The organism is Plantactinospora sp. BC1 (genome assembly GCF_003030345.1).
Classification (GTDB): Bacteria; Actinomycetota; Actinomycetes; order Mycobacteriales; family Micromonosporaceae; genus Plantactinospora.
Map to the genome: position 1 here is coordinate 590,472 of NZ_CP028158.1, position 20,932 is coordinate 611,403.

The window sequence follows — 20,932 nt, forward strand, 5'->3', positions numbered from 1 at the left end:
GGCACACCATATCGGGACGGTGGGCACGGAGAATCCGGTTCGGCCGGGCGGGCTCGCCGGGGTGGCCCGGTCAGGGCCGGCCGGCGGTGAACAGCAGCGGGGTGTCGACCCCCTGCCCGGCGGCCAGGTCGGCGAGGAAGCCGGCCAGCCAGCCGAGCGTGTCGAGCGACCACTCGGCGAGCGTGCCGTGGAAGGTCACCCGGTGCCGGGGCGGGCCGTTCCAGAGAGCGTCGTCGAACGGCGGTGCCGTCGCCAGCGGGTCATGATCGACCAGCGAGGACGACTCGCACGCGAAGACGTCCTGGTCCAGCCGGCCGATCCGCTCCCGGATCAGCGGTGCCGCCGAGGTGATGGCCGGGGCCCGGCCGCCGTCCAGGCTGACCCGGACCGGCGTACGCGACCCCGGGTCAGCGGCGCCGAACCAGCCGGCCGTGCGCAGCGACGGCATCCCGGCGTACTCCGGGGGCGACGACGCGGGGTCGAGGCCCTGTACGGGCAGCAGCACCTGCACCGCCCGCAGATCCAGGGTGCCGAGCCGGGCGAGCACGTCGCCGGCGCAGCGCAGGAAGGGCTGCACCGGCAGCGGCCGGTCGACCGGCAGCGGCTCGACCCCCACCTGGAACCAGCCGACCAGGGACGAGCCGGGGAGGGCGAGCGGGTGCTCCTGCCCGGCGTCGTTCATGCCCCACAGGCCCGGTGCGCCGGTCCTCCGCTCCCGGGGGCCGGCGTCGGTGATCTGGACGACCCCGCCGACGTCGTCGAGCCAGCCCATCGCGAGCGACCGGTCGTAGAACAGCGCGTACGCGTCCCGGGTGTCGTCCGGGTCCCGCCACGGATGCGGCGTCAACCCGCCGTAGAGCGCCGCGAACATGGTGCCGACCGGCGAGCGGGCACCCGGTGCCAGCCCGGGACGGGCCTCGGTGCTGTCGTCGGTCATCCGCGCTCCGCCGGCCGTCGAGGCACCGGGTTCGGGCGCCAGCCGGACGACCCGACGGCGCGAAAGCCGGGCCGGCGCGGTGGCTTCGAGGTCGACGGCAAGGGTCCTCCTGTCCCGGGCGCGGGTGTCCTGGAACATCGCCGCGACGGCCGCGACGGTCGAACCTGGTTGCCCGGGGGCCGGCCGATCGGCGATGCTGCCGCAAGTCTGCCCCTCGATCAGGAGAGCTGTCTTGCCCGTTGTGAAGATGCACGAGGATGAGATCGACATCTCGGCGGAGATGGTCGCCCGGCTGGTCGCCGGGCAGTTCCCCGAGTGGGCGGATCTGCCCGTGCGTCCGGTGGCCGCCTCCGGCACCGTCAACGCGCTGTTCCGGCTCGGCCCGGAGCTGGTGGTGCGGCTGTGCCGGGTGCCGTGGGCGGCCGGCGAGGAGGCCGAGGAGCACCGCTGGCTGCGGCGGTTGGCGCCGTACCTGCCGGTCGCCGTGCCGGCACCGCTGGCGGTGGGGCAGCCCGCCGAGGGGTACCCGTGGACCTGGTCGGTGCTGCGCTGGCTGCCCGGCACCAACCCGGTGCCCGGCCGGCTCACCGCGGCTGAGGAACTCGCCGCCGACCTGGCCGGCTTCGTCCGCGCGTTCCGCTCCGTCCCGCTGCCGGACGGGCCGGCGGCGCACCGGGGTGGGCCGTTGGCCGCACTGGACGTGCCGACCCGGGACGCCATCGCCCGGTTGGCGGGGAGCGTCGACCCGGAGGCGGCCACCGCCGCCTGGGACGACGCCCTGGGCGCGCCCGACTGGGCGGGCCCGCCCACCTGGGTACACGCCGACCTGATGCCGGGCAACCTGCTCACCGTCGACGGGCGGCTCAGCGCGGTGATCGACTTCGCCACGGTGGGCGTCGGCGACCCGGCCTGCGACCTGATCGTCGCCTGGAACCTGCTGCCCGCCGGCGTCCGGGACGCGTTCCGGGCGGCGGTCGACGTCGACGACGCCACCTGGCGGCGGGCCCGGGGCCGGGCGCTGTCGATCGCGCTCATCGCGCTGCCCTACTACCGGGACCGGGCACCCGGGTACGCGGCCGAGGCCCGGCACACGATCGAAGAGGTTCTGGGCGACCTCGACTCCGGTCCGGGCCCCCCATGAGACGCTCGGATCCCTAGCCGGATCGGCCGGGCGAACTATCCGGATCCACCCTGCGTCTTGCGTCCGTTGTGAGAGGGTTTGCCCTGTGGGGCCCGCTGTTTCACCGCGACGCCCCGCGTCAGCATTCGACGTCGACGGGGGCCGACACATGCGGTGGCTGGTCACAGGGGCGGCAATGGTCGCCGGTGGATACGTCGCCCGGCGGCTGTTCGGCAGGTCGGAGGAGGGCGACGGGCAGTGGCCACAGCGCCTGGTCGGCCGCCGGAAACGGCGCTGGCACGTCGCCACGGTCAACCGCCCGGTCGACAGGATCGGCGCGGACGGCCAGCTGCCCGAGCCGTTGACCGGGCTCGGCGACGCGGTGGAGATCCAGCTCCGGCCGGCGGCCGGCGACCGGGGTACCGAGATCGCGGTGCGGCTCAGGGACGGCGCCCGGCTCCCCGCCGTCGACGTCGTGCGGCGGGCGATGGGCCGCGACCCCGAGCAGGCGATCCGGGCGGCGCTGCGGGAGGCGAAGCAGCTCATCGAGACCAGCGAGGTGCTGCACCCCGACCATCCGCCGACCACCGAGACGACCCCGCTGAACAAGCCACTTCAGGTGGTCACCCGACACGGGCGCCGGGAGGGCCGGCTGTGAAGGCACTCGTCTGGGAAGGGGCCAACGAACTCGCCGTACGCCAGGTGCCGGACCCGCAGCTCCGCAACGACCAGGACGCCATCGTACGGGTGCGCCGGACCGTGACCTGCGGCTCCGACCTGCACCTGCTCGGCGGGTACGTGCCGTTCATGGAGCGCGGCGACGTGATCGGGCACGAGTTCCTCGGTGAGATCGTCGAGGTCGGTTCGCAGGTGCGCCGGCACCGGGTCGGCGACCGGGTGGTGGTCTGCTCCTTCGTCTCCTGCGGCAAGTGCTGGTACTGCCAGCAGCAGCAGTACTCGCTCTGCGACAACGGGAACACCAACCCCGCGATCACCGAGAACGTCTGGGGGTTCGCCCCCGGCGGCTGCTACGGGTACTCACACGCGCTCGGCGGCTTCGCCGGCAGCCACGCCGAGTACATCCGGGTGCCCTACGCCGACCAGGGCGCCTTCGCCGTCCCCGAGGGGGTGACCGACGAGCGGGCCGTCTTCGCCTCCGACTCCGCCCCGACCGGCTGGATGGGCGCCGACCTCGGCGGCGTGCGACCCGGCGACGTCGTGGCGATCTGGGGCGCCGGAGCGGTCGGGCAGATGGCGGCCCGCGCCGCGACCCTGCTCGGCGCCGACCGGGTCATCGTGATCGACCGGCTGAGCGACCGGCTGGAGATGGCGGAGCGGCACCTCGGCGTGGAGACGCTCGACTACGAGCGGCAGGACATCGGCGGGGAACTGCTGGAACGCAGCGGCGGCCGGGGACCGGACGTCTGCATCGAGGCGGTCGGCATGGAGTCGCACAGCGGTGGTCCGCAGCTCTGGTACGACCAGGTGAAGCAGCAGCTGCGGATCGAGACCGACCGCCCGGTGGCGGCCCGGGAGGCGATCTACCACTGCCGCAAGGGTGGCAGCGTCTTCGTCCTGGGCGTCTTCGCCGGAATGGTGGACAAGTTCCCGCTCGGCGCGCTGATGAACAAGGGGCTGACCCTGCGCGGCGCGCAGCAGCACGGCCAGCGGTACATCCCGATGCTTTTGGAACGGATGGCCCGGGACGAGCTGGTCACCGAGCACCTGGCGACGCACACCATGCCGCTGGACCAGGCGCCGCGCGGTTACGACATGTTCAAGCAGAAGCTCGACGGTTGTGTACGGGTCGTCTTCGAACCCGCCGGCTGAGCTGCCCGGGCTCGCCGCCGGCAGCTCCGTACGCCGGGACCCGGCGCCGGGCCGGGACCCGGCGCCGGAGCCGCTCCCGCCCTGCCACTGCGTTCTTCGATGGGATGAGCCGCGATGCGGAAACGGGTAACCACCGAACCCGGACAGGACCCCGGACGGCTGATCCTGGCCCCCGCCCGCTCGGGCGGATATCCCGGGCCGGTCCGGGAGGCGGTGCGGGGCAGCCAACTCATCCGCCTGCTGGGCACCACCGACGCCAAACAGATCGGGCTGCTCTATCTGACGACGTCGTTCGGCTTCTTCATCGCGGCGGGGATCGAGGCGCTGCTGATGCGGGCCGAGCTGGCGCGCCCGGGAATGCAGTTCCTCTCGCCGGAGCAGTACAACCAGCTCTTCACCTCGCACGGCACGATCATGATGCTGCTCTTCGCCACCCCGCTGGCGTTCGCCTTCGGCAACTACCTGGTGCCGTTGCAGATCGGTGCCCCGGACGTGTCGTTCCCCCGGCTCAACGCGCTGGCGTACTGGCTGTATCTCTTCGGTGGCCTGATGGTGCTCGGCGCCTTCCTCATGCCCGGCGGGGGGCCCGACTTCGGCTGGACCGCGTACCCGACGTTGAGCCTCTACCAGCACACTCCGGGAGCCGGCGGCAACCTCTGGGTGGTCGGCCTGGTGCTCTCCGGACTGGGCACCATCCTCGGCTCGGTCAACCTGATCACCACCACCCTGACCCTGCGGGCGCCGGGCATGACGATGTTCCGGATGCCGCTCTTCACCTGGGCGATGCTGATCACCGCGCTGATGGCGGTCGTCGTCTTCCCGCTGCTGGCGGCGACGCTGCTGGCCCTGCTCGCCGACCGGGTACTCGGCTCGCACGTCTACGCCGCCGAGACCGGCGGACCGATCCTCTACCAGCATCTGTTCTGGTATTTCGGCCATCCCGAGGTCTACATCGTGGCGCTGCCGTTCTTCGGCATCATCAGCGAGATCATCCCGGTCTTCAGCCGCAAGCCGCTGTTCGGCTACAAGACCATGGTTCTCGCCATCGTCGTCATCTTCCTCTACTCGATGACCGTCTGGGCGCACCACATGTTCGCCACCGGTCAGGTACTGCTGCCGTTCTTCTCGGCGTTCACGTTCATCATCGCCGTACCGACCGGGATCAAGTTCTTCAACTGGATCGGCACGATGTGGAAGGGGCAGTTGACCTTCGAGACGCCGATGCTCTTCTCGATCGGGTTCCTGGTCACCTTCCTCTTCGGCGGGTTGACCGGGGTGCTGCTGGCCAGCCCGCCGGCGGATTTCCACACCCACGACAGCTACTTCGTCGTCGGCCACTTCCACTACGTACTCTTCGGCACGATCGTCTTCGCCGCCTTCGCCGGGGTCTACTTCTGGTTCCCGAAGATGACCGGCCGGCTCCTCGACGAGCGTCTCGGCCGGGTGCACTTCTGGACGATGTTCGTGGGGTTCCACGTCACGTTCCTGGTGCACCACTGGCTGGGTAACGAGGGGATGCCCCGCCGGTACGCCGACTATCTGCCGACCGACGGCTTCACCACGCTGCACACCGTCTCCACCATCGGCTCGTTCATCCTGGGCGCCTCCACGCTCTTCTTCATCTACAACGTCTGGAAGTCGTGGCGGTTCGGCCGGCTGGTCGGTGTCGACGACCCCTGGGGCTTCGGCAACAGCCTGGAGTGGGCGACCACCTCCCCGCCGCCGCTGCGCAACTTCGACCGGATGCCGCAGATCCGGTCGGAGCGGCCCGCCTTCGACGCGAAGTACGGCCCGCTCGTCGCCGACCTCGGCCGGGACCTGCCACAACGGGCCGCCGAGCCGCCGCAGCGGATCCGGGACGAGATGCACCGCGAGCGCAGCACGCCCGAGCCGCCGACGGTGCAAGGCGCGGAGGGTGCCCGGGAGACGGTCGGGCACTATCCGCCGGAGCAGTCCGGCGCCCGGCCGGTGGAGGTACCCGATCCGGAGCAGGTCCGCCGGCCGAGCTTCGAGCAGACCGAGGAGGCGACCGAGAACCCGTTCGACGCCGACCGCACCGGACCGAGTTCGAAACGGTGGCGGGACCCCGGCGGCGACGAGGAGGGCGACGACGAGGCGCGGTAGCTGGTTTTGTCGTACCCGGCCGCCAGGATGCGGGCGGACGACGAGACCAGGGAGTGACTGATGATCGGAAAGCTGGAGATGGTGGTGCTCGACGCGCCCGACATCGAGAGGCTTGCCGCGTTCTACCGGGGGCTGGCCGGGTGGGTGGCGTCGGGCGTCGACGACGACTGGATCACGCTCGACACGCCCGACGGTTGGCAGGTCGGCCTGCAACTGGCGCCGGACCACCAACCGCCGCGCTGGCCCGGCCAGGAGCGGCCGCAGCAGGCCCATCTCGACCTGCGGGTGCCGGACCTCGACGCCGCACTCGACCGGGCTGTCGGGCTCGGCGGGACGCTGCTGGCCAAGAACGAGGCGTGGTACACGGTGGCCGACCCGGCGGGGCATCCCTTCGACCTCTGCCTGAAGGCGGACAACCCCGACACCACCCTGATGGGCGTGATGCTGGACTGCCCGGACGCAAAGGTGCTCAGCGCCTTCTACGCCGAGTTGCTCGGCAAGCCGGTCACCTACGAGGGCGACGGCATGGCGATGGTCGGCAACGACGGCGAGCAGCCGGTGCTGTTCCAGCAGGTGGCCGACTACAGCCCGCCGCGCTGGCCGGATCCGGCACACCCGCAGCAGTTCCACCTCGACGTGGTCGTCGAGGACTTCGACGTCGCCGAGCCGGCGGTGCTCGCCCTGGGCGCAACCCGGCAGCCCGGTGGCGGCAGGACGTTCCGGGTCTACACCGACCCGGCCGACAAGCCGTTCTGCCTGACCCGTTCCGAGACGCCGTAGTCGCCCGAGATGCCGTAGTCGGCCGGGCCGTCGTAGTCGCCCCGAGCGCCGTAGTGGGCCGGGACGTCGTAGTCCCCCCGGGGAGACGGGAGCCGCCTTTCCCCCCGGGGGAGGCGGCCGCCGTCGCAGGAACGTCGTAGCCGCCCGCCGGTCCCGTGCCGGCGGGCGGCATCGACGGGGCTGAAGTCGGTCTGAAGCCGGTCGGCGCTACGTTCTCGCCAGCGGAACCCATCCGAACAGGAGGATCCCTGATGAGAACCCGAGTGTTGGCGGCCGTGCTGACGGCGTCGCTCGTCGCGGTGTTCGCCGCCGCGCCCCAGGCGTCCGCGGCGACTCCCGCGCCCCGGACGGCGGCCGACTGCGAGCGCGGCGCGAACGGTTTCCGCGACATCCCGGACACGCTGCGCGGCACCCAGGCGGTCGCGCCGGTGACGCTGCCCGGCGGCCCCGTCGTCCGCCTCTACTACGGTACGGTCGCCGGGGCGCAGCGCGGCTGGGCGATGATCGACGGAGGCACCTACGCCCGCGACCGGGTCTGGCTGAACTGGAGTGTCGACGGCGGCGCGAACATCCACGTGCAGTGCGGTCCGTTCCTCGTCGACGCCACCGGCCGCACCAAGACCAGCGCGGCGAAGACCACCAGCAGCAACCCCAGCTACCGGTTCCAGGCCTGCGGCCAGTCCTTCCCGTACGCCACACCGTTCCAGTGCACCGCCTGGTGGTGACCGGGTGCCCCGGTGACCAGCCGACGACCGGTGCCCGGCGTCACGGTGCCCGGAGCGGCCGGGACGGACGGAACGGCGGGCCGGCTCAGCCGTCCGGGGTGAAGAGGCCCTGGATCCCGACGATGATGGCGATGAGGCCGAAGACCGCGAGTAGCAGGCCGACCCCGGTCGCCGCGCCGTCCGCCCCGGTCCGCGGCGCCTGCCGGCCGGTCAACCTGTCCCAGAGCAGGGCGAGGCCGACGCCGATCCCGACCACCTCGAAGTGGAACGGGCGCGGCCCGGAGACCAGGTGGACGATGAGGTAATAGCCGCCCGCCACCAGGGCGACGATCCCGACGACCCAGCCGAACGGCGCGACCCGGGCGGCGAAGCGACCGAGGTCGTCGCCGACCCGGGGCAGCCGGCGCAGGAGTGCGACGGCGAGCAGGAAACCGCCGAGGATGTTGGCGAGATCGAGCAGCAAGGCCATGATCACGGGACGGTCTCCTCCACCGGCGCCACGAACGCGAACCCACGCATGTCGATCGAGAGCATAGTGAGGTCCGGCCCGTCCCGCCCGGTGGCCGACCGCTCCGGGCGGGACGGGTGACGGCGGTCGGCCCGCGAGGCGACGCCGCCGGCGTACTCAGCTACCGGGGCGGGGGAACGCCACCGGGCTGCGGTGCCCGGCGCGGTCGACGGCGCGTACGCCGAAGAAGACGTTGTCCTTGGACAGGTCGATGGTGGCCGTGGTGACGTCGCCGACCGGGATCACGTGGGTCCACTCCGGCGCCGTGGTCTCCCGCCACACGATCTCGTAACCGGCCAGGTCCGGCTCGGTGCCCCGGGTCCAGCGCAGCTCGGTGTCGTTGGTCAGGTTCGTGGTGACGATGGTGACGCCCTTCGGCGTACCGGGGGCCTGGGCCAGGGACCAGAGTGCCGCCGCGTTCACCTTGGCGACCCGGGTGATGTACTCGAAGTCGCAGAACTCCGGCAGGTCGCCGTACTGCTTGCCGTCGACCACCCGGACGTCCTGGTGCTGGTGCGCGAAGTCCTCGTTCGGCTCGGTGAACCGGCCGGCCGGGTAGCCCTGCTCCAGGAAGGAGATGTGGTCGCTGCCGCGCAGGTAGCGGTCCCGGCGGTAGATCACCCGGACCCGCATCCCGGTGCTGTCGTTGTCCGCCACGTCGCTGACGTACCGGGCGAGTTGCCGGCTCGGCGAGTCGTTCTCGCCGCCGACGGAGCGCCGGGTGTTCGCCTCGGCCGGCGTCTCGGCCGTCGGCACGCCCTCGGCGAAGAGCCGGACCGTACGCCGGTCCCGGGTGCCGTCGTCCGCCGTCGAGCTGCCGACGATGTCGTCGCTGAACATGCCCTGTACGTCGGCGCCGGCCGCCCGGTACTGCCGGGCCATGTACCCCGAGCCGTAGAGGCCCTGCTCCTCGCCGGCCACCGCCGCGAAGACGATGGTGGCCTCGCTGCGCCGGGTCGCCATGATCCGGGCGAGTTCCATCGCCACCGCCACCCCGGAGGCGTCGTCGTCGGCGCCCGGCGCGTCGCTGGTGGCGTCCATGACGTCGGTGCAGCGCGAGTCGTAGTGGCCGGTGACGACGTAGATCCGCTCCGGCGAGGTCTCCCCGCGCAGCGTGGCGACCACGTTGGTGATCCGGGTCGGCACCGGGATCCGGGAGGCCGGCTCCTGGACGTACGACTGGAGTTCCACAGTCATCCGCCCACCGGACCGGGCGGCGTAACCCCGCATCTGCTCGTAGATCCAGTCCCGGGCGGCCCCGATGCCCCGGACCGGGTCGTCCTGGCTGGAGAGGGTGTGCCGGGTACCGAACTCGGCGAGCCGGCGGACGATCGCCTCGATCCGTCGCTGGTCGATCTCCCGGAGCAGCTCCCGCAGCTCCCGGTCGGGTGACTGGGGCCGGATCGGCCGACCGGGCCCGGACGAGCCGCCGCCGGTGGTGGCGGAGGCGGCCGAACCGGTGGCGAGCGGCGCGGCGACCGTTGCGGCGGCCGCGGTGACGGTGGCGGCGGACAGGAACGTACGGCGGCTCGGCTTCGTGGGCCCGTCGCCTCGGGAGTCCTGGGATGTCATGCCAGGCATCGTCATCAATGCGAGCCGGGACTGTCAACGGGCATGATCGTCTTTCTTCGCCCGGTTTGCCGCCGTCCGGACCCGTCCCGCCCGCTCGGGCCCGGTCCGCCGGGTACGCCCACCGGTGGGTTTGCCCGGCCGATGCCCGGGAACGGGCGTTCTCATGACCAAACCGCGCGTTGTGATCGTCGGGGCCGGGTTCGCCGGCTACCACGCGGCGAAGAGCCTGTCCCGGATCGCCAACGGCCGGGCCGAGGTCGTGCTGCTGAACCCGACCGACTTCTTCCTCTACCTGCCGCTGCTGCCCGAGGTGGCGGCCGGGATCCTGGAGCCGAGCCGGGTCTCGGTCTCCCTCGCCGGCACCCTCAACGGGGTCCGGGTGGTGATCGGCGAGGCGCAGCACATCGACCTGGCGGCGAAGCGGGTCGACTACACCGGCGCCGAGGGCGACCCCGGGCAGCTCGACTACGACCGACTGATCATCTCGGTCGGCAGCGTCAACAAGCTGCTGCCGATCCCCGGGGTCACCGAGCACGCGCACGGGTTCCGGGGCCTGCCGGAGGCGCTCTTCCTGCACGACCACGTGGTCAGCCAGGTCGAGCTGGCCGAGGCGACCGACGACGAGGCGGAGCGGGACGCCCGGAGCACCTTCGTGGTGGTCGGCGCCGGCTACACCGGGACCGAGGTGGCCGCGCACGGTCAGCTCTTCACCGACGCGCTCGCCGCCCAGCATCCGCGGCTCGGCGTACGGCCGCGCTGGATGCTGCTCGACCTCGCCGAGCGGGTACTGCCGGAACTCGACCGGCGGATGTCGGAGACCGCCCGCCGGGTGCTCGACGCGCGGGGCGTGGACGTCCGGATGGGCACCACCGTCTCGGAGGCGACGGCCGACGGGGTACGACTCAGCGACGGCGAGTACGTCCCGACCCGCTCGCTGATCTGGTGTGTCGGCGTCCGCCCCGACCCGCTCGTGGCCGACCTGGGACTGCCGACCGAGAAGGGACGGCTGGTGGTGGACGAGTTCCTGAACGTGCCCGGCTTCCCCGACGTCTACGCCTGTGGGGACGCCGCCGCCGTACCCGACCTGACCCGGCCGGGCGAGGTGACGGCGATGACCGCCCAGCACGCCCAGCGGCAGGGCAAACTGGCCGCGCACAACGTCGCCGCCTCGTACGGGCAGGGCAAGCGGCGGCCGTACCGGCACCACGACCTCGGGTTCGTGGTGGATCTCGGTGGCACCGACGCGGCCGCGAACCCGGTGCACGTGCCGCTCTCCGGGCTGCCCGCCAAGGCGGTTACCCGGGGCTACCACCTGATCGCGCTGCCGGCGAACCGGGCCCGGGTCAGCGCCGACTGGCTGCTGGACGCGGCCTTCACCCGCCAGGCGATCCAACTCGGGCTGGTGCCGGCGCACGCCGTACCGCTGGAGAGCGCCTCCCCGGAGCTGCCGGCCCGCCGCTGACCCTGCCGGCCCGCGCCGTCAACGCGCTCGCGGCCCGCCGTCAACGCGCGCGGCCTGCCGTCAACGCGTGCGCGGTCTGCCGTCAGCGTGCGCGGCGTGTCGTCGACGCTGCCGGCCCGCCACCGTCGAGGGTGGCGGGCCGGCGGACGCCGTGGCGGCTCACGGACCGAAGCGGGGCCCTGGGGCCCGTTCCGGCGGGGCGGCCATCCCGGCGCCGACCTCGTCGATCGCGTCGTCGATCTGGTGCGCGAGCGTCACGTCCAGCGCGGTCACCGCGTCCAGCGAACGGGTCCGGACGGTGAGCACCGCCGACTGTGGTGACTCGCGGCCGATGGTCGGCCCCCGCCCGGTCTCCGGCCGCAGCCGGGCCAGCCGGCCCAGCACCCGGTCCAGGTTCTCCGGCGGCAGCTCGATGGTGCGGGTCAGCCCGCGCCGGTCGCCGGACCAGTAGGGGAGGGTCGCCAGCGCGTCCCGGAGTTCGTCGTCGGTCAGCGCGGCGGTGGCCCCGGCCGGGTCGACCAGCCCGCCGCCGGCCGGTGGTGGACCGAGCAGCTCCCGCAGCTCCGGCGGCAGGTGCAACGAGTCGATCAGCCCGCCGTCCTGTGCGGCGAGCGCGCTCAACGTCGCCTGCGCCTGGTACCGGGCCTGCTCCGGGCTGCGATGGGTCGACCGGGCCACCTCGTCGAGGAAGCCGGCCAGGTCGCGGCGCCGGTCGCCGGCAGCCATCGCGCCGTCGTCGTGCAACTGGTTCGGTACGGCGTCGAGCAGCCGCTGCCGGTCTGCGGTGTCCAGCGCCCGGGCCAGTGCCGCCACGGTGGCTCCGGCGGCGGCGCGGGCCTGTTCGAAGTCGACGCCGGCCCGGCGCCCGATGTCGGAGACGAGATCCCGGTACGCGATCACCGGCACCTCGGCGGTGGTCGTGCCGACCAGCTCGTCGGGGGCCGGCATGGGGCGCTCGGCCGGTGCCGGCGGCGCAGTGGTCGGACCGCCGCGCTCGGTGCTCGGCTTGCGCGCACCGGCCGGTGGCGGACCGTCCCGACGGCTCCGGTCGAGGCTGGTGAGCTGCCTGTCCGCGCCGAAGGTCGCGCCAACCTCGCTCGGCCGCCGGCCCCGCTGACGGGCCTGCCGGGCCAGGGTACGGCGCCGCTGGTTGTCGCCCTCCATCTGCTTCCCGCTCATGCCGTCTCCTCGCTGCGCTCGTCGTCGTGAGCCCCGAGTCGTACCGGACGTACCGGCCGATCCGGGTCCACCTCGGCTCGCTCCGCGTCTCGCCACCACCGGGCGGGGCCGGCCGCCGCGTGCGCCGGCCGACCGTACGCCCCGCGGTGCGACCAACCGCCTTCCCGACCGGGCATCGACGAAACCCGGTTGGATCCGGCCGCCGGCTCCCGGCAACTCATCCGGCCGGGGTGAGGGGAACTCACCCGACCGACGCCGATGATCGGGCTGCCCGGGACCCACGTCTTCGGCCCGGGACGCGCAGGTACCGCCGGAGGAGGCCACCGTGAAGAGGATCGTCGAGATCGTCCCCGCCCGGCCCGGTTGGTACGCCCGCTGGCGGCTCGCCCCGGACACCACCCGTTGCTATCCGGTGTCGCTCTGGGCGCTGCTGGAGGAGACCGACGAGGGCGGTCGAGAGGTGATCGGGGTGGACGCCGTCGGCCAGTGGCCCGGCTCCGAGGAGAACGAGACGGGCGGCGAGTTCGTCCGCTACCTCTTCCAGCCGCCCGACAGCGGTGCGCCGGAGGACGCCGCCCGGCCGGACGAGCTGGGCATCGAGCCGACCCGTCAGCCGGCCCGGCTGAAAGCCGTCTGAACCGTCCCCTGAACTACCGTCTGAACTCGGCTGAACCGGCCCGCACCGCCGCCTGAACCGGCCCGAGTTGTCGTCCGAGCCTTGCCCGAACTGCCGGCTGAACCGCCGTCCGAGCGTCGGTCAGGGCAGTTCGAGTGGTTCGGGTGCGTGCGGTGCCGGGAAGGCGAGGTCGAGTTCGGCGAGGTCCTCTTCGCCGAGGATCAGCTCCATCGCTGCCCGGTTCTCCCGGACGTGCTTCGGACTGCTCGCCTCGGTCACCGTGCAGACCCCGTCCTGACCGAGCAGCCAGGCCAGCGCCACCTGCCCGGGAGTCGCGCCGTGCCGCCGTGCCACCCGGGCCAGTACCGGGTGCCCGAGCATCGGCTCCCGCTCCGGTGGTGGGTACGCCATCACCGGCAGGCCGGCGGCGCGACAGCGGGGCAGCAGATCCCGCTCGACGTCCCGCCGGACGAGGTCGTACGGGATCTGGTCGATCTCCACTGCGGTACCGCCCGGGATGGCGGCCAGTTCCACCACGTCCGGTACGTCGAAGTCGCGTACGCCCCAGTGCCGGATCAGGCCCTGGGTGATGAGGCTGGTGAACGCCTCGACCGTCTCCGGCAGCGGCGCGTCGCCCCGCTGGTGCAGCAGGTACAGGTCGATCCGGTCGGTGCCGAGCCGCTCCAGGCTGCGGGCGCAGGCGTCGGCGGTCCCGGTGAGCCCCGCGTGCTCGGCGGAGACCTTGCTGACCAGGAAGACTTCCTCGCGCCGGTCGCCGAGCGCCTCCCGGACCAGTTCCTCCGCGCGGCCGTCGGCGTACGCCTCGGCGGTGTCGATCAGGGTGAGGCCGGCGTCCACCCCGGCGCGGAGGGCGGCGATCTCGTCGTCGCGCCGCCGTGGGTCCTCCGCCATGCCCCGGGTGCTCTGACCGAACGCCGGGATCGCCTCGCCGGAGGGGAGTGTCACCGTCGGGATGCTCCGATCCGCCATGCCTCCGCTCCCTCCTGACCAGGCCGTATTCGGCTGCCCGCCGGTGCGCGCCTTCCCCCGGCCGTGCACGGCAAACCGCGCTCGCAGGGCGGTGGACGGGGGAGGCGAGGGCCGGGCCATCGCACCGGTAGCCTCTGGCCACACCGGTCCTCGATGTAGATCTAGTCGATGCGTATACTTGCCTGACTGCAAGTATTGGCTGTTGAGCGTACGGAGGCGGGTGTGGTTTTCTCCGTCAGGCATGTGGTGCACTCGAAGCTGGTGCGCCTCCACCTGGGGGGTGAACTGGACATAACCACCGCGCCGAGGCTCAGCGCGGAGATCGACCAGTTGGTCGACGACGGGCACCGCCGCCTGCTCGTCGACCTCGCGGAACTCACCTTCTGCGACTCCAGTGGTCTGGCGGCGTTCGTCCGGGGAGACGACCGGGCAGGTGCCCGGGGCGGCTGGCTCCGGCTGACCGGTGCCACGGGGCGCGTCGAGCGGGTATTGCGGATCAGTGGCCTGGACGACTTGCTCCGTTATGACCAGGAACAGCATGACCCGGCCGCATTGCGCGACCGTTGATCGGTTAGAGTTCGCACGCCGCGTCGACGGTCGACGACTGCCGGCGACCAGACCATCGGCTCGCGGCGCGGGCCGCCGCCCCTAGAATTTCGACGACCAGAGACAGGTATGCCGTGGACGCAGCCGAGTCGAACCCCGTACGCATTCTGGTCGTCGACGACGACCCGGGCGACGTCTTGATGATCGAGGAGGCGCTGGCCAACTCGGAGGTACCCAAGTCGATCGACGTGGTCAGCGACGGCCAGGAGGCGATGGAGTTCCTGCACCAGGAGGGGCGGCACCGGGACGCGCCCCGGCCGGACATGATCCTGCTGGACCTGAACATGCCCCGGATGGACGGTCGGCAGGTGCTCAACAAGGTCAAGAGCGACGACAACCTGCGGACGATCCCGATCGTCGTCCTGACCACGTCCAACGCCGACACCGACATCCTCGGCAGCTACAACCTGCGGGCCAACGCGTACGTCACCAAGCCGATCGACCTCGACGACTTCAACGACGTCATCCGGCGGATCGACGAGTTCTTCGGGCAGATCGTGGTGCTGCCGAAACACCGCTGACCGGCCCGCAGGCCCAACGTCTTCCGGAGCGGACCCGGGCCGATCACCCGGCCGCCCCCGAGGAGGCCGCCTACCGCGCGACCCTTCTTCGATCATGGACTACCGGCGGCGTGCGTCGCCTTGTTACCGTCGGCGCCCAGCGGGATCGAGAGGAGCACGGGCGTTGAACGGGGCAACGGCATACCTGGTGGCGGCGGCGGGTCTGCTGATCGCGGCGGCGGGCGTACTGGTGGCGGTGGTCGCGCTGCGTACCGCCCGGAAGCGGGCCGCCCGACCGGCCGGAACACCGGTACGCGATCCGTTCCGGAGCGTCGACGACGACGCCGACGCGCTGCGCGGCGATCCGCGTACCCTCAAGCCCGGTGACCTGGTGGAGATCCGGCACACCTCCTACGGGGTTCGCGGCACCCTCCGGTTCCGGGAGGGCGCCTGGGGCTGGGCGGAGCACCTGCTCGACGACGCGCACGGCAGCAAGGTCTGGCTCTCGGTCGAGGAGGACCCGGACCTGGAACTGGTGCTCTGGACCGCGCTGCCGGACGTCGACGTCACCCCGGGCCCGGCCGAGCTGGAGGTCGCCGGCCGGCGCTACCGGCGGGACGAGTCGGGGCGGGCCACCTTCACCTCGGCGGGCAGCACCGGACTCGACCCGACCGGCACGGTCCGCTACCACGACTACGTCGCCGCCGACGGCTCCCCGCTCTCCTTCGAGGCGTACGGCGACAGCGAGCGCTGGGAGGTCGGCACCGGTGAACGGCTGCACCGGGCCGAGGTGCTGATCTATCCACAGGCGACGGGCGCCGACGACCCGACGACGGGACGGATCGGCTGAGCGATGCTGGTCACCCTGCACACCGCGTACGAGGACACCACCGCCGCCGAGCTGAGCCACGCGCTGGACACCCCGGAACAACCCGCGCTCCATCTGCTCGACCTCGGTCTGGCACACCTGGGCCGGCCCGGCACCCGGCTCCAGCTCCGGCTGCTCGGCGCCTCCCACCAGGTGGTGCTGGAAGGTCCCGCTGGCAACCTGATCGAGACGGTGGCCTGCCTGCCCGGTCGACGCCCCGAACTGCCGGCGACGCTGGCCGACCCGGCCACCGGCTACCGGTTCACCGCCCGGGTGCGGCGGCTGGCGGCGGCGGAGATGTCGGCCCGGGCGGCCCGGCTGCGCCGCGATCTCGCCGACGACCCGTACGCCCTGGTCGGGGTCTTTCCCGGCGGCCCGGACGCGATCACGGCGCTGCGGGTGGCGCGCCGGGCGGACCCGGGCGGTGACGGGACCGGCGGGATCGGTTGGCGCACCTGGCACGCGTACCCGCAGAGCGGGGAACTGGTCGAGACGGAAACGGTGGTGACGGCGGTATGACGTACCGCAGGTGGTTCCTGGTCGGTGGCGCGTTCGCCCTGGTGGGCGCCCTGGTCGCCGGCTTCGCCATCTTCTACGGCAACTTCTCCCCGCGCGGCTACGTGCAGGACCGGTACGCGCGGGCGGCGGCCCAGGACATCGGCCGGGACGCGACCGCGTACCGCTCGGACAAGTCGCCGAGCGTCGTCGCCGACGAGATCACCGGGGCGTGGCGGCCGGCCGACCGGTACGTCGACGCCAGCGGCGTCTACCTGCGCTACGACGAGGACTCGGTGGTGATCCTGCCGCTGGCCGGCGGCTCGCTGATCCTGCTGGAGCGCATGGTCACCGCCTATCCCCGCTACTCCAGCACGGTCGGCAACGCCTGGGGCTGGGGGCGCGGCAGTTCGGTCCGGGGCGGCGGTCCCGGTGCCGGCAAGTGACCCCTCCGGCCTCCGCCCCGACCCACCACCACCCGCTTCGCCCACCACCACCCCCTCCTCATCCCTCCGGAGCCTGATGTGTTGACGACCCTCGCCACCGACCTGCTGGCCACCCTCGCCTACGGGGTGGTCGGGCTCGTGCTGATGGCGGTCGGCTACGTGGTGGTCGACATGGCCACCCCGGGCCGGCTGCACGACCTGATCTGGGCCGACCGCAACCGCAACGCCGCGCTGCTGCTCGCCTCCAACCTGGCCGGGGTGGGCATCGTCGTCACCACCGCGATCGTGGTCAGCCACGACGACTTCGTCGAGGGGATCGTGAGCACCGCCGTGTACGGGCTGCTCGGTCTGCTGATCATGGGCGCGGCGTTCCTCCTGCTCGACCTGGCCACCCCGGGGCGGCTCGGCGAGATCCTGGTCGACCCGGAGCCGCACCCGGCGGTCTGGGTCTCGGCGGTGGTGCACCTGGCGACCGGGGCCGTCATCGCGGCCGCGATCAGCTGATGGCCGCCGGCGGAAAGGGCGGCGGCGGGCAGGGCGCGAACGCGCGCCGGGCCGCCGCCGCCGGACGGGCGAAGGCGGCGGAGAAGACCGCCAGGCGACTCAAGATCACCCTGGTGGTCGCCGTGTGCCTGCTCGTCGCGGGAGGTCTCGTCGTCGCGGCGCTGAGCCCGGACGACGACAGCACGGTGGTGTCGCCGCCCGAGCCCGCCGAGCGGACCGACACCGTCACGCTGCTCCGGCAGGCGCACACGACACAGCAGATCTGTTACGGCTGGCGGCTGCGCAGCGGCGGAGCGTCGTACGGCGCCGCACCGGTCAGCGTCGGCTCCAACCTCGGCGACACCGTCGCGGTGGACGGCGATCCGGCCCGCTGCCCCCGCTGGGTGGAGATCGACGCGTCGGTCTGGTACACCTCGGCGAGCAGCGAGTCGAACGACAGCGCCTCGTACCTGGTGACCAGCTCCTCCGATCTGGCCCACATCGACTTCGACCGGGGCCTGCGGCGACTCGGTGTCGACCCCGACCAGTTCGTCGACGATCCCGGCCGGGCGGTCTGCCAGGCCGCGATCCTGCTGCCGCTGCTGGTCTCGGAGGCCGGCGCGGGCTCGGCGACCCGGGCGGCGCCGCCGTCGGCGGCCGGTGCGGCGCCCTCGCCGCTGCCCGATCCCGGTAACGACTTCTGGCGCGACCGCTGGGTCTTCCTGCTCGGCGCCGCCGGACTCTTCCTGCTCACCGCCCTCTTCCTGGCGATCGGCGTCTTCGAGCGCCGACACCAGAGCCCGCCGCCGGTCGAGTCCGCCGGCCTCGGCCTGAGCGCCGACAGCGTGGTCGCACCCGGGAACGGCCGCCGCGGCGGCGGTCGCGGGCGATGAGCGCCACCCAGGCCGACCCGACCGCTGCGGCCACCTCCGCCGGCACCGCTCCCGGCCTGGCGGACCGGCCCCGGCGGCGGGCGGCCCGGGCGGCGGTGCTCGGCGCGGTCTTCGTCTGCGCCGCCTGCGGCCTGGTCTACGAACTGGCCCTGGTGGCGCTCGGCAGCTACCTGATCGGGGACACCGTCGGCCAGGCCTCGATCGTGCTCGGCGTGATGGTCTTCGCGATGGGCATCGGGGCGCTGCTGGCCAAGCCGTTCCAGCATCGGGCCGCCGCCGCGTTCGCGGTCGTCGAACTCGCCCTCGCGCTCTTCGGCGGGCTCTCGGTGCTCGGCCTCTACGCCGCCTTCGCCTGGCTGGACCTCTACGCCCCGGCACTGGTCGGCACCGCCCTGCTGCTCGGGCTGCTGATCGGGGCGGAGATTCCGCTGCTGATGGTGCTCTTGCAGCGGATCCGGGAACAGTCCGCCGGCAGCGCCGTCGCCGACCTCTTCGCCGCCGACTACGTGGGCGCGCTGCTCGGCGGCCTCGCCTTCCCGTTCCTGCTGATGCCCTTCTTCGGCCAGCTCCGCGGGGTACTCGTGGTCGGGGTGGTGAACGCACTGGCCGGGCTGGCGCTGGTCGGCACCGTGTTCCGGCGTGAGCTGACCGCCCGGGTCCGGCTCGCGCTGACCGCCGGCACCGTCGCGGTCGGCCTGATCCTCGGGTACGCCTACCTGACCGCCGCCGACTTCGAGGTGACCGCCCGGCAGCAGCTCTTCCGGGACCCGGTGGTGCACGCCGAGCGCAGCAGGTACCAGGAGATCGTGCTGACCCGGTCGGTGCCGCTGGTCTCGCAGGGCGTCACCGACCTGCGGCTCTATCTCAACGGGGACCTCCAGTTCAGCTCGGTCGACGAATACCGCTACCACGAGGCGCTGGTGCATCCGGTGCTGGCCGGCGGCCGTCGTTCGGTACTGGTCCTCGGCGGCGGCGACGGGCTCGCCGTACGGGAACTGCTGCGCTATCCCGACGTCGGCTCGGTGACCGTGGTGGAGCTGGATCCGGCGGTGGTCCGGCTGGCCCGGACCGAGCCGCAACTGCGGGCGCTGAACGGAGACGCCTTCGCCGACCCCCGGGTCCGGATCGTCAACACCGACGCCTTCGCCTGGCTGCGCGCCCAGCCGGACCGGTTCGACGCGGTGGTGGTGGACCTGCCGGACCCGGACGAGACGGCGACGGCGAAGCTCTACTCGGTGGAGTTCTACTCGCTGGTCCGGGCGGCGGTCGCCGAGCGGGGGCGGGTGGTGGTGCAGGCGGGTTCACCGTACTTCGCGCCCCGCTCGTACTGGTGCGTGGCGGCGTCGCTGCGGTCGGCCGGGTTCGCCACGGTCCCGTACCACGTCGACGTGCCGTCCTTCGGCGACTGGGGGTTCCTGCTCGCCGCCCCGGGGCCGACGGCTCCGGCGCTGGGGCTGCCGGCCGACGTGCCCCCGTTGCGCTATCTGGACTCGGGGACGCTGCGGGCCGCGATGAGCTTCCCGCCGGACCGGCACCGGTTGGAGTTGCCGCCCTCCACCCTGCTGCACCCACGGGTGCTGGAGTACGCCCGCGCGGAGTGGCGCCGCTACTGAGCGCCGCCCGGCGTACCGTTCAGACCAGGGCGCCGACCACCGTGCCGGCCCGCCCCTCGTGCTGGGCGTACGCGTCGGGGAAGGCGGAGATCTGTACCGCCTGCGCGGCGCCGGTCACGCTCATCTCCTGCCAGCCGGGGATCTGGAGCAGGGCGGCGTAGAACCGCTCCGCCGCGTACGCCGGGCGCATCAGGTCGGCGACGGTACCCCAGCCGGAGCTGGGTCGCTGCTGGAAGAGCCCGACCGAGTCGTGGTCGTAGCCGACGCCCTGGTTCGGCAGGTTCAGCGACTCCGGCAGTACGCCGCTGGCCAGGTTGTAGAGGTTGCTCTCCTGCATGGCGGTGGCGATCGCGACCACCAGTCCCCGGCGCGGGATGTCCATCTTCACGCCCACCTGGACGATGGTGTGCGCGTTGTCCATCTGCGCCTGGGTGAGCCCGGCGACCGGGGTCGGTCGACTCGGCTTCTTGCTGACCCGGGCGACCTTGGTCCGGGCCATCGTCGGTGTGGCGGTCGGCGTGGCCGAGGGGGTGCTGCTCGGCGTGGCGGTCGGGGTCGGCGCGGGGGCTCGTTCGGTGGCCCGGGAGGCGGGCTGGCGTTCGGCGCTGGCGGCGCGCTCGGCGAGCAGGTTGGCCGGGGCCGGGTCGGCCGGGGCGGTCGCGGTCTGCGACTCGACGAAGACCACGGCGCCGAGGCAGCAGGCCAGCGCGGCGACCGAGCCGACCCGGAACGGGCCCGACGAGAGCAGCGCCCGGGTCCGACGCAGCCGGCGCGGCGCCGCGGCCCGGTGGCGACCGGTTACCTGGTCGGTGGAGCCGGTATCAGCCGAACGGCCAGCCTGCGCTCCGTTGTCCTGTCCACGATCAATCTGTTCCCTGTGAGGCACCCGCCGAGGTTAGGTAACACCGAGCTGAATGGGGTGGCCCAGATCGGTGGCCTGCGCCACACTTTTCCCTGGTCAACCGGGCACTCGTCGGCAGCCCGGCCCGGGGCCGCCGGGACGGGACACATGCGGCATGTCCGTCTTGCCGTGCTGCCCGTGCCGGGTGGGCACGCTTCGCCGCCGACGCCCGGACCGACGGTGAAGATCGCCCGGTTCGGTCGTTCGGTCCAGTTCCGCTGGCCCGGTCGGGCCCGCTGCGAGTTGGTCCGAATGGTCGAGCAGCGCCAGCGTCGAGCGAAAGG

22 protein-coding genes are annotated in these 20,932 nt (G+C 72.8%); 16 read left to right on the forward strand and 6 right to left on the reverse strand.

What is annotated here, in order from left to right; translation table 11 throughout:
* Positions 1-70: 70 nt before the first annotated feature.
* Complete coding sequence (locus C6361_RS02320; RefSeq protein WP_107270681.1) at positions 71-937, reverse strand: hypothetical protein; 867 nt, start codon at positions 935-937, stop codon at positions 71-73.
* A gap of 241 nt (positions 938-1,178) precedes the next feature.
* On the opposite strand from C6361_RS02320, the gene C6361_RS02325 reads away from it, so the two are divergent.
* The 6 genes from C6361_RS02325 to C6361_RS37955 all read left to right on the forward strand — a co-directional run bounded on the left by C6361_RS02325 (position 1,179) and on the right by C6361_RS37955 (position 7,516).
* The gene (locus C6361_RS02325; protein ID WP_234359722.1) at positions 1,179-2,078 is read left to right on the forward strand and encodes an aminoglycoside phosphotransferase family protein; all 900 of its coding nucleotides are present in this window, start codon (positions 1,179-1,181) and stop codon (positions 2,076-2,078) included.
* Positions 2,079-2,253: 175 nt separating this feature from the next.
* Positions 2,254-2,715, forward strand: coding sequence for a hypothetical protein (locus tag C6361_RS02330; protein WP_107266604.1), 462 nt, complete (start codon positions 2,254-2,256; stop codon positions 2,713-2,715).
* On the forward strand, positions 2,712-3,887 hold the full coding sequence (locus C6361_RS02335; protein ID WP_107259300.1) for a zinc-dependent alcohol dehydrogenase: 1,176 nt from the start codon (positions 2,712-2,714) through the stop codon (positions 3,885-3,887). Before C6361_RS02330 ends, C6361_RS02335 begins: the two co-directional genes overlap by 4 nt.
* A gap of 114 nt (positions 3,888-4,001) precedes the next feature.
* Positions 4,002-6,011: a cytochrome c oxidase subunit I gene (ctaD, locus tag C6361_RS02340; protein WP_107266605.1), complete on the forward strand. Its 2,010-nt coding sequence runs from the start codon at positions 4,002-4,004 to the stop codon at positions 6,009-6,011.
* A gap of 60 nt (positions 6,012-6,071) precedes the next feature.
* On the forward strand, positions 6,072-6,791 hold the full coding sequence (locus C6361_RS02345; RefSeq protein WP_107266606.1) for a VOC family protein: 720 nt from the start codon (positions 6,072-6,074) through the stop codon (positions 6,789-6,791).
* A gap of 251 nt (positions 6,792-7,042) precedes the next feature.
* Positions 7,043-7,516, forward strand: a complete 474-nt coding sequence (locus tag C6361_RS37955; RefSeq protein WP_159079146.1) for a hypothetical protein — start codon at positions 7,043-7,045, stop codon at positions 7,514-7,516.
* Positions 7,517-7,601: 85 nt separating this feature from the next.
* Here the strand turns inward: C6361_RS37955 and C6361_RS02355 are convergent, their stop codons facing one another.
* Positions 7,602-7,985: a hypothetical protein gene (locus C6361_RS02355; RefSeq protein ID WP_234359723.1), complete on the reverse strand. Its 384-nt coding sequence runs from the start codon at positions 7,983-7,985 to the stop codon at positions 7,602-7,604.
* 156 nt (positions 7,986-8,141) lie between these two features.
* Positions 8,142-9,596: a M20/M25/M40 family metallo-hydrolase gene (locus C6361_RS02360; protein ID WP_107259292.1), complete on the reverse strand. Its 1,455-nt coding sequence runs from the start codon at positions 9,594-9,596 to the stop codon at positions 8,142-8,144.
* Between the two features lie 163 nt (positions 9,597-9,759).
* Between C6361_RS02360 and C6361_RS02365 the strand changes: the two genes are divergently transcribed.
* On the forward strand, positions 9,760-11,058 hold the full coding sequence (locus tag C6361_RS02365) for an NAD(P)/FAD-dependent oxidoreductase (RefSeq protein ID WP_107259290.1): 1,299 nt from the start codon (positions 9,760-9,762) through the stop codon (positions 11,056-11,058).
* A gap of 159 nt (positions 11,059-11,217) precedes the next feature.
* On the opposite strand, the gene C6361_RS02370 is transcribed toward C6361_RS02365, so the two are convergent.
* Positions 11,218-12,237: a DUF2267 domain-containing protein gene (locus tag C6361_RS02370; RefSeq protein ID WP_107259289.1), complete on the reverse strand. Its 1,020-nt coding sequence runs from the start codon at positions 12,235-12,237 to the stop codon at positions 11,218-11,220.
* Between the two features lie 325 nt (positions 12,238-12,562).
* Here C6361_RS02370 and C6361_RS02375 point away from each other — a divergent pair, with 325 nt between their 5' ends.
* Complete coding sequence (locus tag C6361_RS02375; protein ID WP_107259287.1) at positions 12,563-12,874, forward strand: hypothetical protein; 312 nt, start codon at positions 12,563-12,565, stop codon at positions 12,872-12,874.
* Between the two features lie 120 nt (positions 12,875-12,994).
* On the opposite strand, the gene C6361_RS02380 is transcribed toward C6361_RS02375, so the two are convergent.
* The gene (locus tag C6361_RS02380; protein WP_107266608.1) at positions 12,995-13,843 is read right to left on the reverse strand and encodes an aldo/keto reductase; all 849 of its coding nucleotides are present in this window, start codon (positions 13,841-13,843) and stop codon (positions 12,995-12,997) included.
* A 222-nt stretch (positions 13,844-14,065) separates the two neighbouring features.
* On the opposite strand from C6361_RS02380, the gene C6361_RS02385 reads away from it, so the two are divergent.
* The 8 genes from C6361_RS02385 to C6361_RS02420 all read left to right on the forward strand — a co-directional run bounded on the left by C6361_RS02385 (position 14,066) and on the right by C6361_RS02420 (position 19,747).
* Positions 14,066-14,410 (forward strand): STAS domain-containing protein, encoded by a 345-nt coding sequence (locus C6361_RS02385; protein WP_107264097.1) that lies wholly within the window; start codon positions 14,066-14,068, stop codon positions 14,408-14,410.
* 113 nt (positions 14,411-14,523) lie between these two features.
* Entirely contained in the window at positions 14,524-14,970 is a 447-nt protein-coding gene (locus C6361_RS02390; RefSeq protein WP_199853210.1) for a response regulator, read from the forward strand.
* Positions 14,971-15,133: 163 nt separating this feature from the next.
* Positions 15,134-15,799, forward strand: a complete 666-nt coding sequence (locus tag C6361_RS02395) for a DUF4178 domain-containing protein (protein ID WP_107266609.1) — start codon at positions 15,134-15,136, stop codon at positions 15,797-15,799.
* Between the two features lie 3 nt (positions 15,800-15,802).
* Positions 15,803-16,336 (forward strand): DUF2617 family protein, encoded by a 534-nt coding sequence (locus C6361_RS02400; protein WP_107266610.1) that lies wholly within the window; start codon positions 15,803-15,805, stop codon positions 16,334-16,336.
* On the forward strand, positions 16,333-16,758 hold the full coding sequence (locus C6361_RS02405; RefSeq protein ID WP_107259279.1) for a DUF4247 domain-containing protein: 426 nt from the start codon (positions 16,333-16,335) through the stop codon (positions 16,756-16,758). The genes C6361_RS02400 and C6361_RS02405 overlap by 4 nt, the downstream gene beginning before the upstream one ends.
* Before the next feature lie 81 nt (positions 16,759-16,839).
* Positions 16,840-17,262, forward strand: a complete 423-nt coding sequence (locus tag C6361_RS02410) for a DUF350 domain-containing protein (RefSeq protein WP_107264095.1) — start codon at positions 16,840-16,842, stop codon at positions 17,260-17,262.
* The gene (locus C6361_RS36805; protein WP_159079147.1) at positions 17,262-18,134 is read left to right on the forward strand and encodes a hypothetical protein; all 873 of its coding nucleotides are present in this window, start codon (positions 17,262-17,264) and stop codon (positions 18,132-18,134) included. The genes C6361_RS02410 and C6361_RS36805 overlap by 1 nt, the downstream gene beginning before the upstream one ends.
* Positions 18,131-19,747 carry a polyamine aminopropyltransferase gene (locus C6361_RS02420; protein WP_107266611.1) on the forward strand — a complete coding sequence of 539 codons (1,617 nt, stop codon included), beginning with the start codon at positions 18,131-18,133 and terminating at the stop codon, positions 19,745-19,747. Before C6361_RS36805 ends, C6361_RS02420 begins: the two co-directional genes overlap by 4 nt.
* 19 nt (positions 19,748-19,766) lie before the next feature.
* On the opposite strand, the gene C6361_RS02425 is transcribed toward C6361_RS02420, so the two are convergent.
* Positions 19,767-20,615, reverse strand: coding sequence for a hypothetical protein (locus tag C6361_RS02425; protein WP_107270683.1), 849 nt, complete (start codon positions 20,613-20,615; stop codon positions 19,767-19,769).
* Positions 20,616-20,932 lie beyond the last annotated feature (317 nt).

Coding starts and splice junctions, on each gene's coding strand:
- C6361_RS02405 (WP_107259279.1), top strand. CDS start 16,333: ATGACGTACCGCAGGTGGTTCCTGGTCGGTGGCGCGTTCGCCCTGGTG.
- C6361_RS02420 (WP_107266611.1), top strand. CDS start 18,131: ATGAGCGCCACCCAGGCCGACCCGACCGCTGCGGCCACCTCCGCCGGC.
- C6361_RS02345 (WP_107266606.1), top strand. CDS start 6,072: ATGATCGGAAAGCTGGAGATGGTGGTGCTCGACGCGCCCGACATCGAG.
- C6361_RS37955 (WP_159079146.1), top strand. CDS start 7,043: ATGAGAACCCGAGTGTTGGCGGCCGTGCTGACGGCGTCGCTCGTCGCG.
- C6361_RS36805 (WP_159079147.1), top strand. CDS start 17,262: ATGGCCGCCGGCGGAAAGGGCGGCGGCGGGCAGGGCGCGAACGCGCGC.
- C6361_RS02365 (WP_107259290.1), top strand. CDS start 9,760: ATGACCAAACCGCGCGTTGTGATCGTCGGGGCCGGGTTCGCCGGCTAC.
- C6361_RS02355 (WP_234359723.1), bottom strand. CDS start 7,985: ATGGCCTTGCTGCTCGATCTCGCCAACATCCTCGGCGGTTTCCTGCTC.
- C6361_RS02320 (WP_107270681.1), bottom strand. CDS start 937: ATGACCGACGACAGCACCGAGGCCCGTCCCGGGCTGGCACCGGGTGCC.
- ctaD (WP_107266605.1), top strand. CDS start 4,002: ATGCGGAAACGGGTAACCACCGAACCCGGACAGGACCCCGGACGGCTG.
- C6361_RS02330 (WP_107266604.1), top strand. CDS start 2,254: ATGGTCGCCGGTGGATACGTCGCCCGGCGGCTGTTCGGCAGGTCGGAG.
- C6361_RS02400 (WP_107266610.1), top strand. CDS start 15,803: ATGCTGGTCACCCTGCACACCGCGTACGAGGACACCACCGCCGCCGAG.
- C6361_RS02360 (WP_107259292.1), bottom strand. CDS start 9,596: ATGACATCCCAGGACTCCCGAGGCGACGGGCCCACGAAGCCGAGCCGC.
- C6361_RS02370 (WP_107259289.1), bottom strand. CDS start 12,237: ATGAGCGGGAAGCAGATGGAGGGCGACAACCAGCGGCGCCGTACCCTG.
- C6361_RS02380 (WP_107266608.1), bottom strand. CDS start 13,843: ATGGCGGATCGGAGCATCCCGACGGTGACACTCCCCTCCGGCGAGGCG.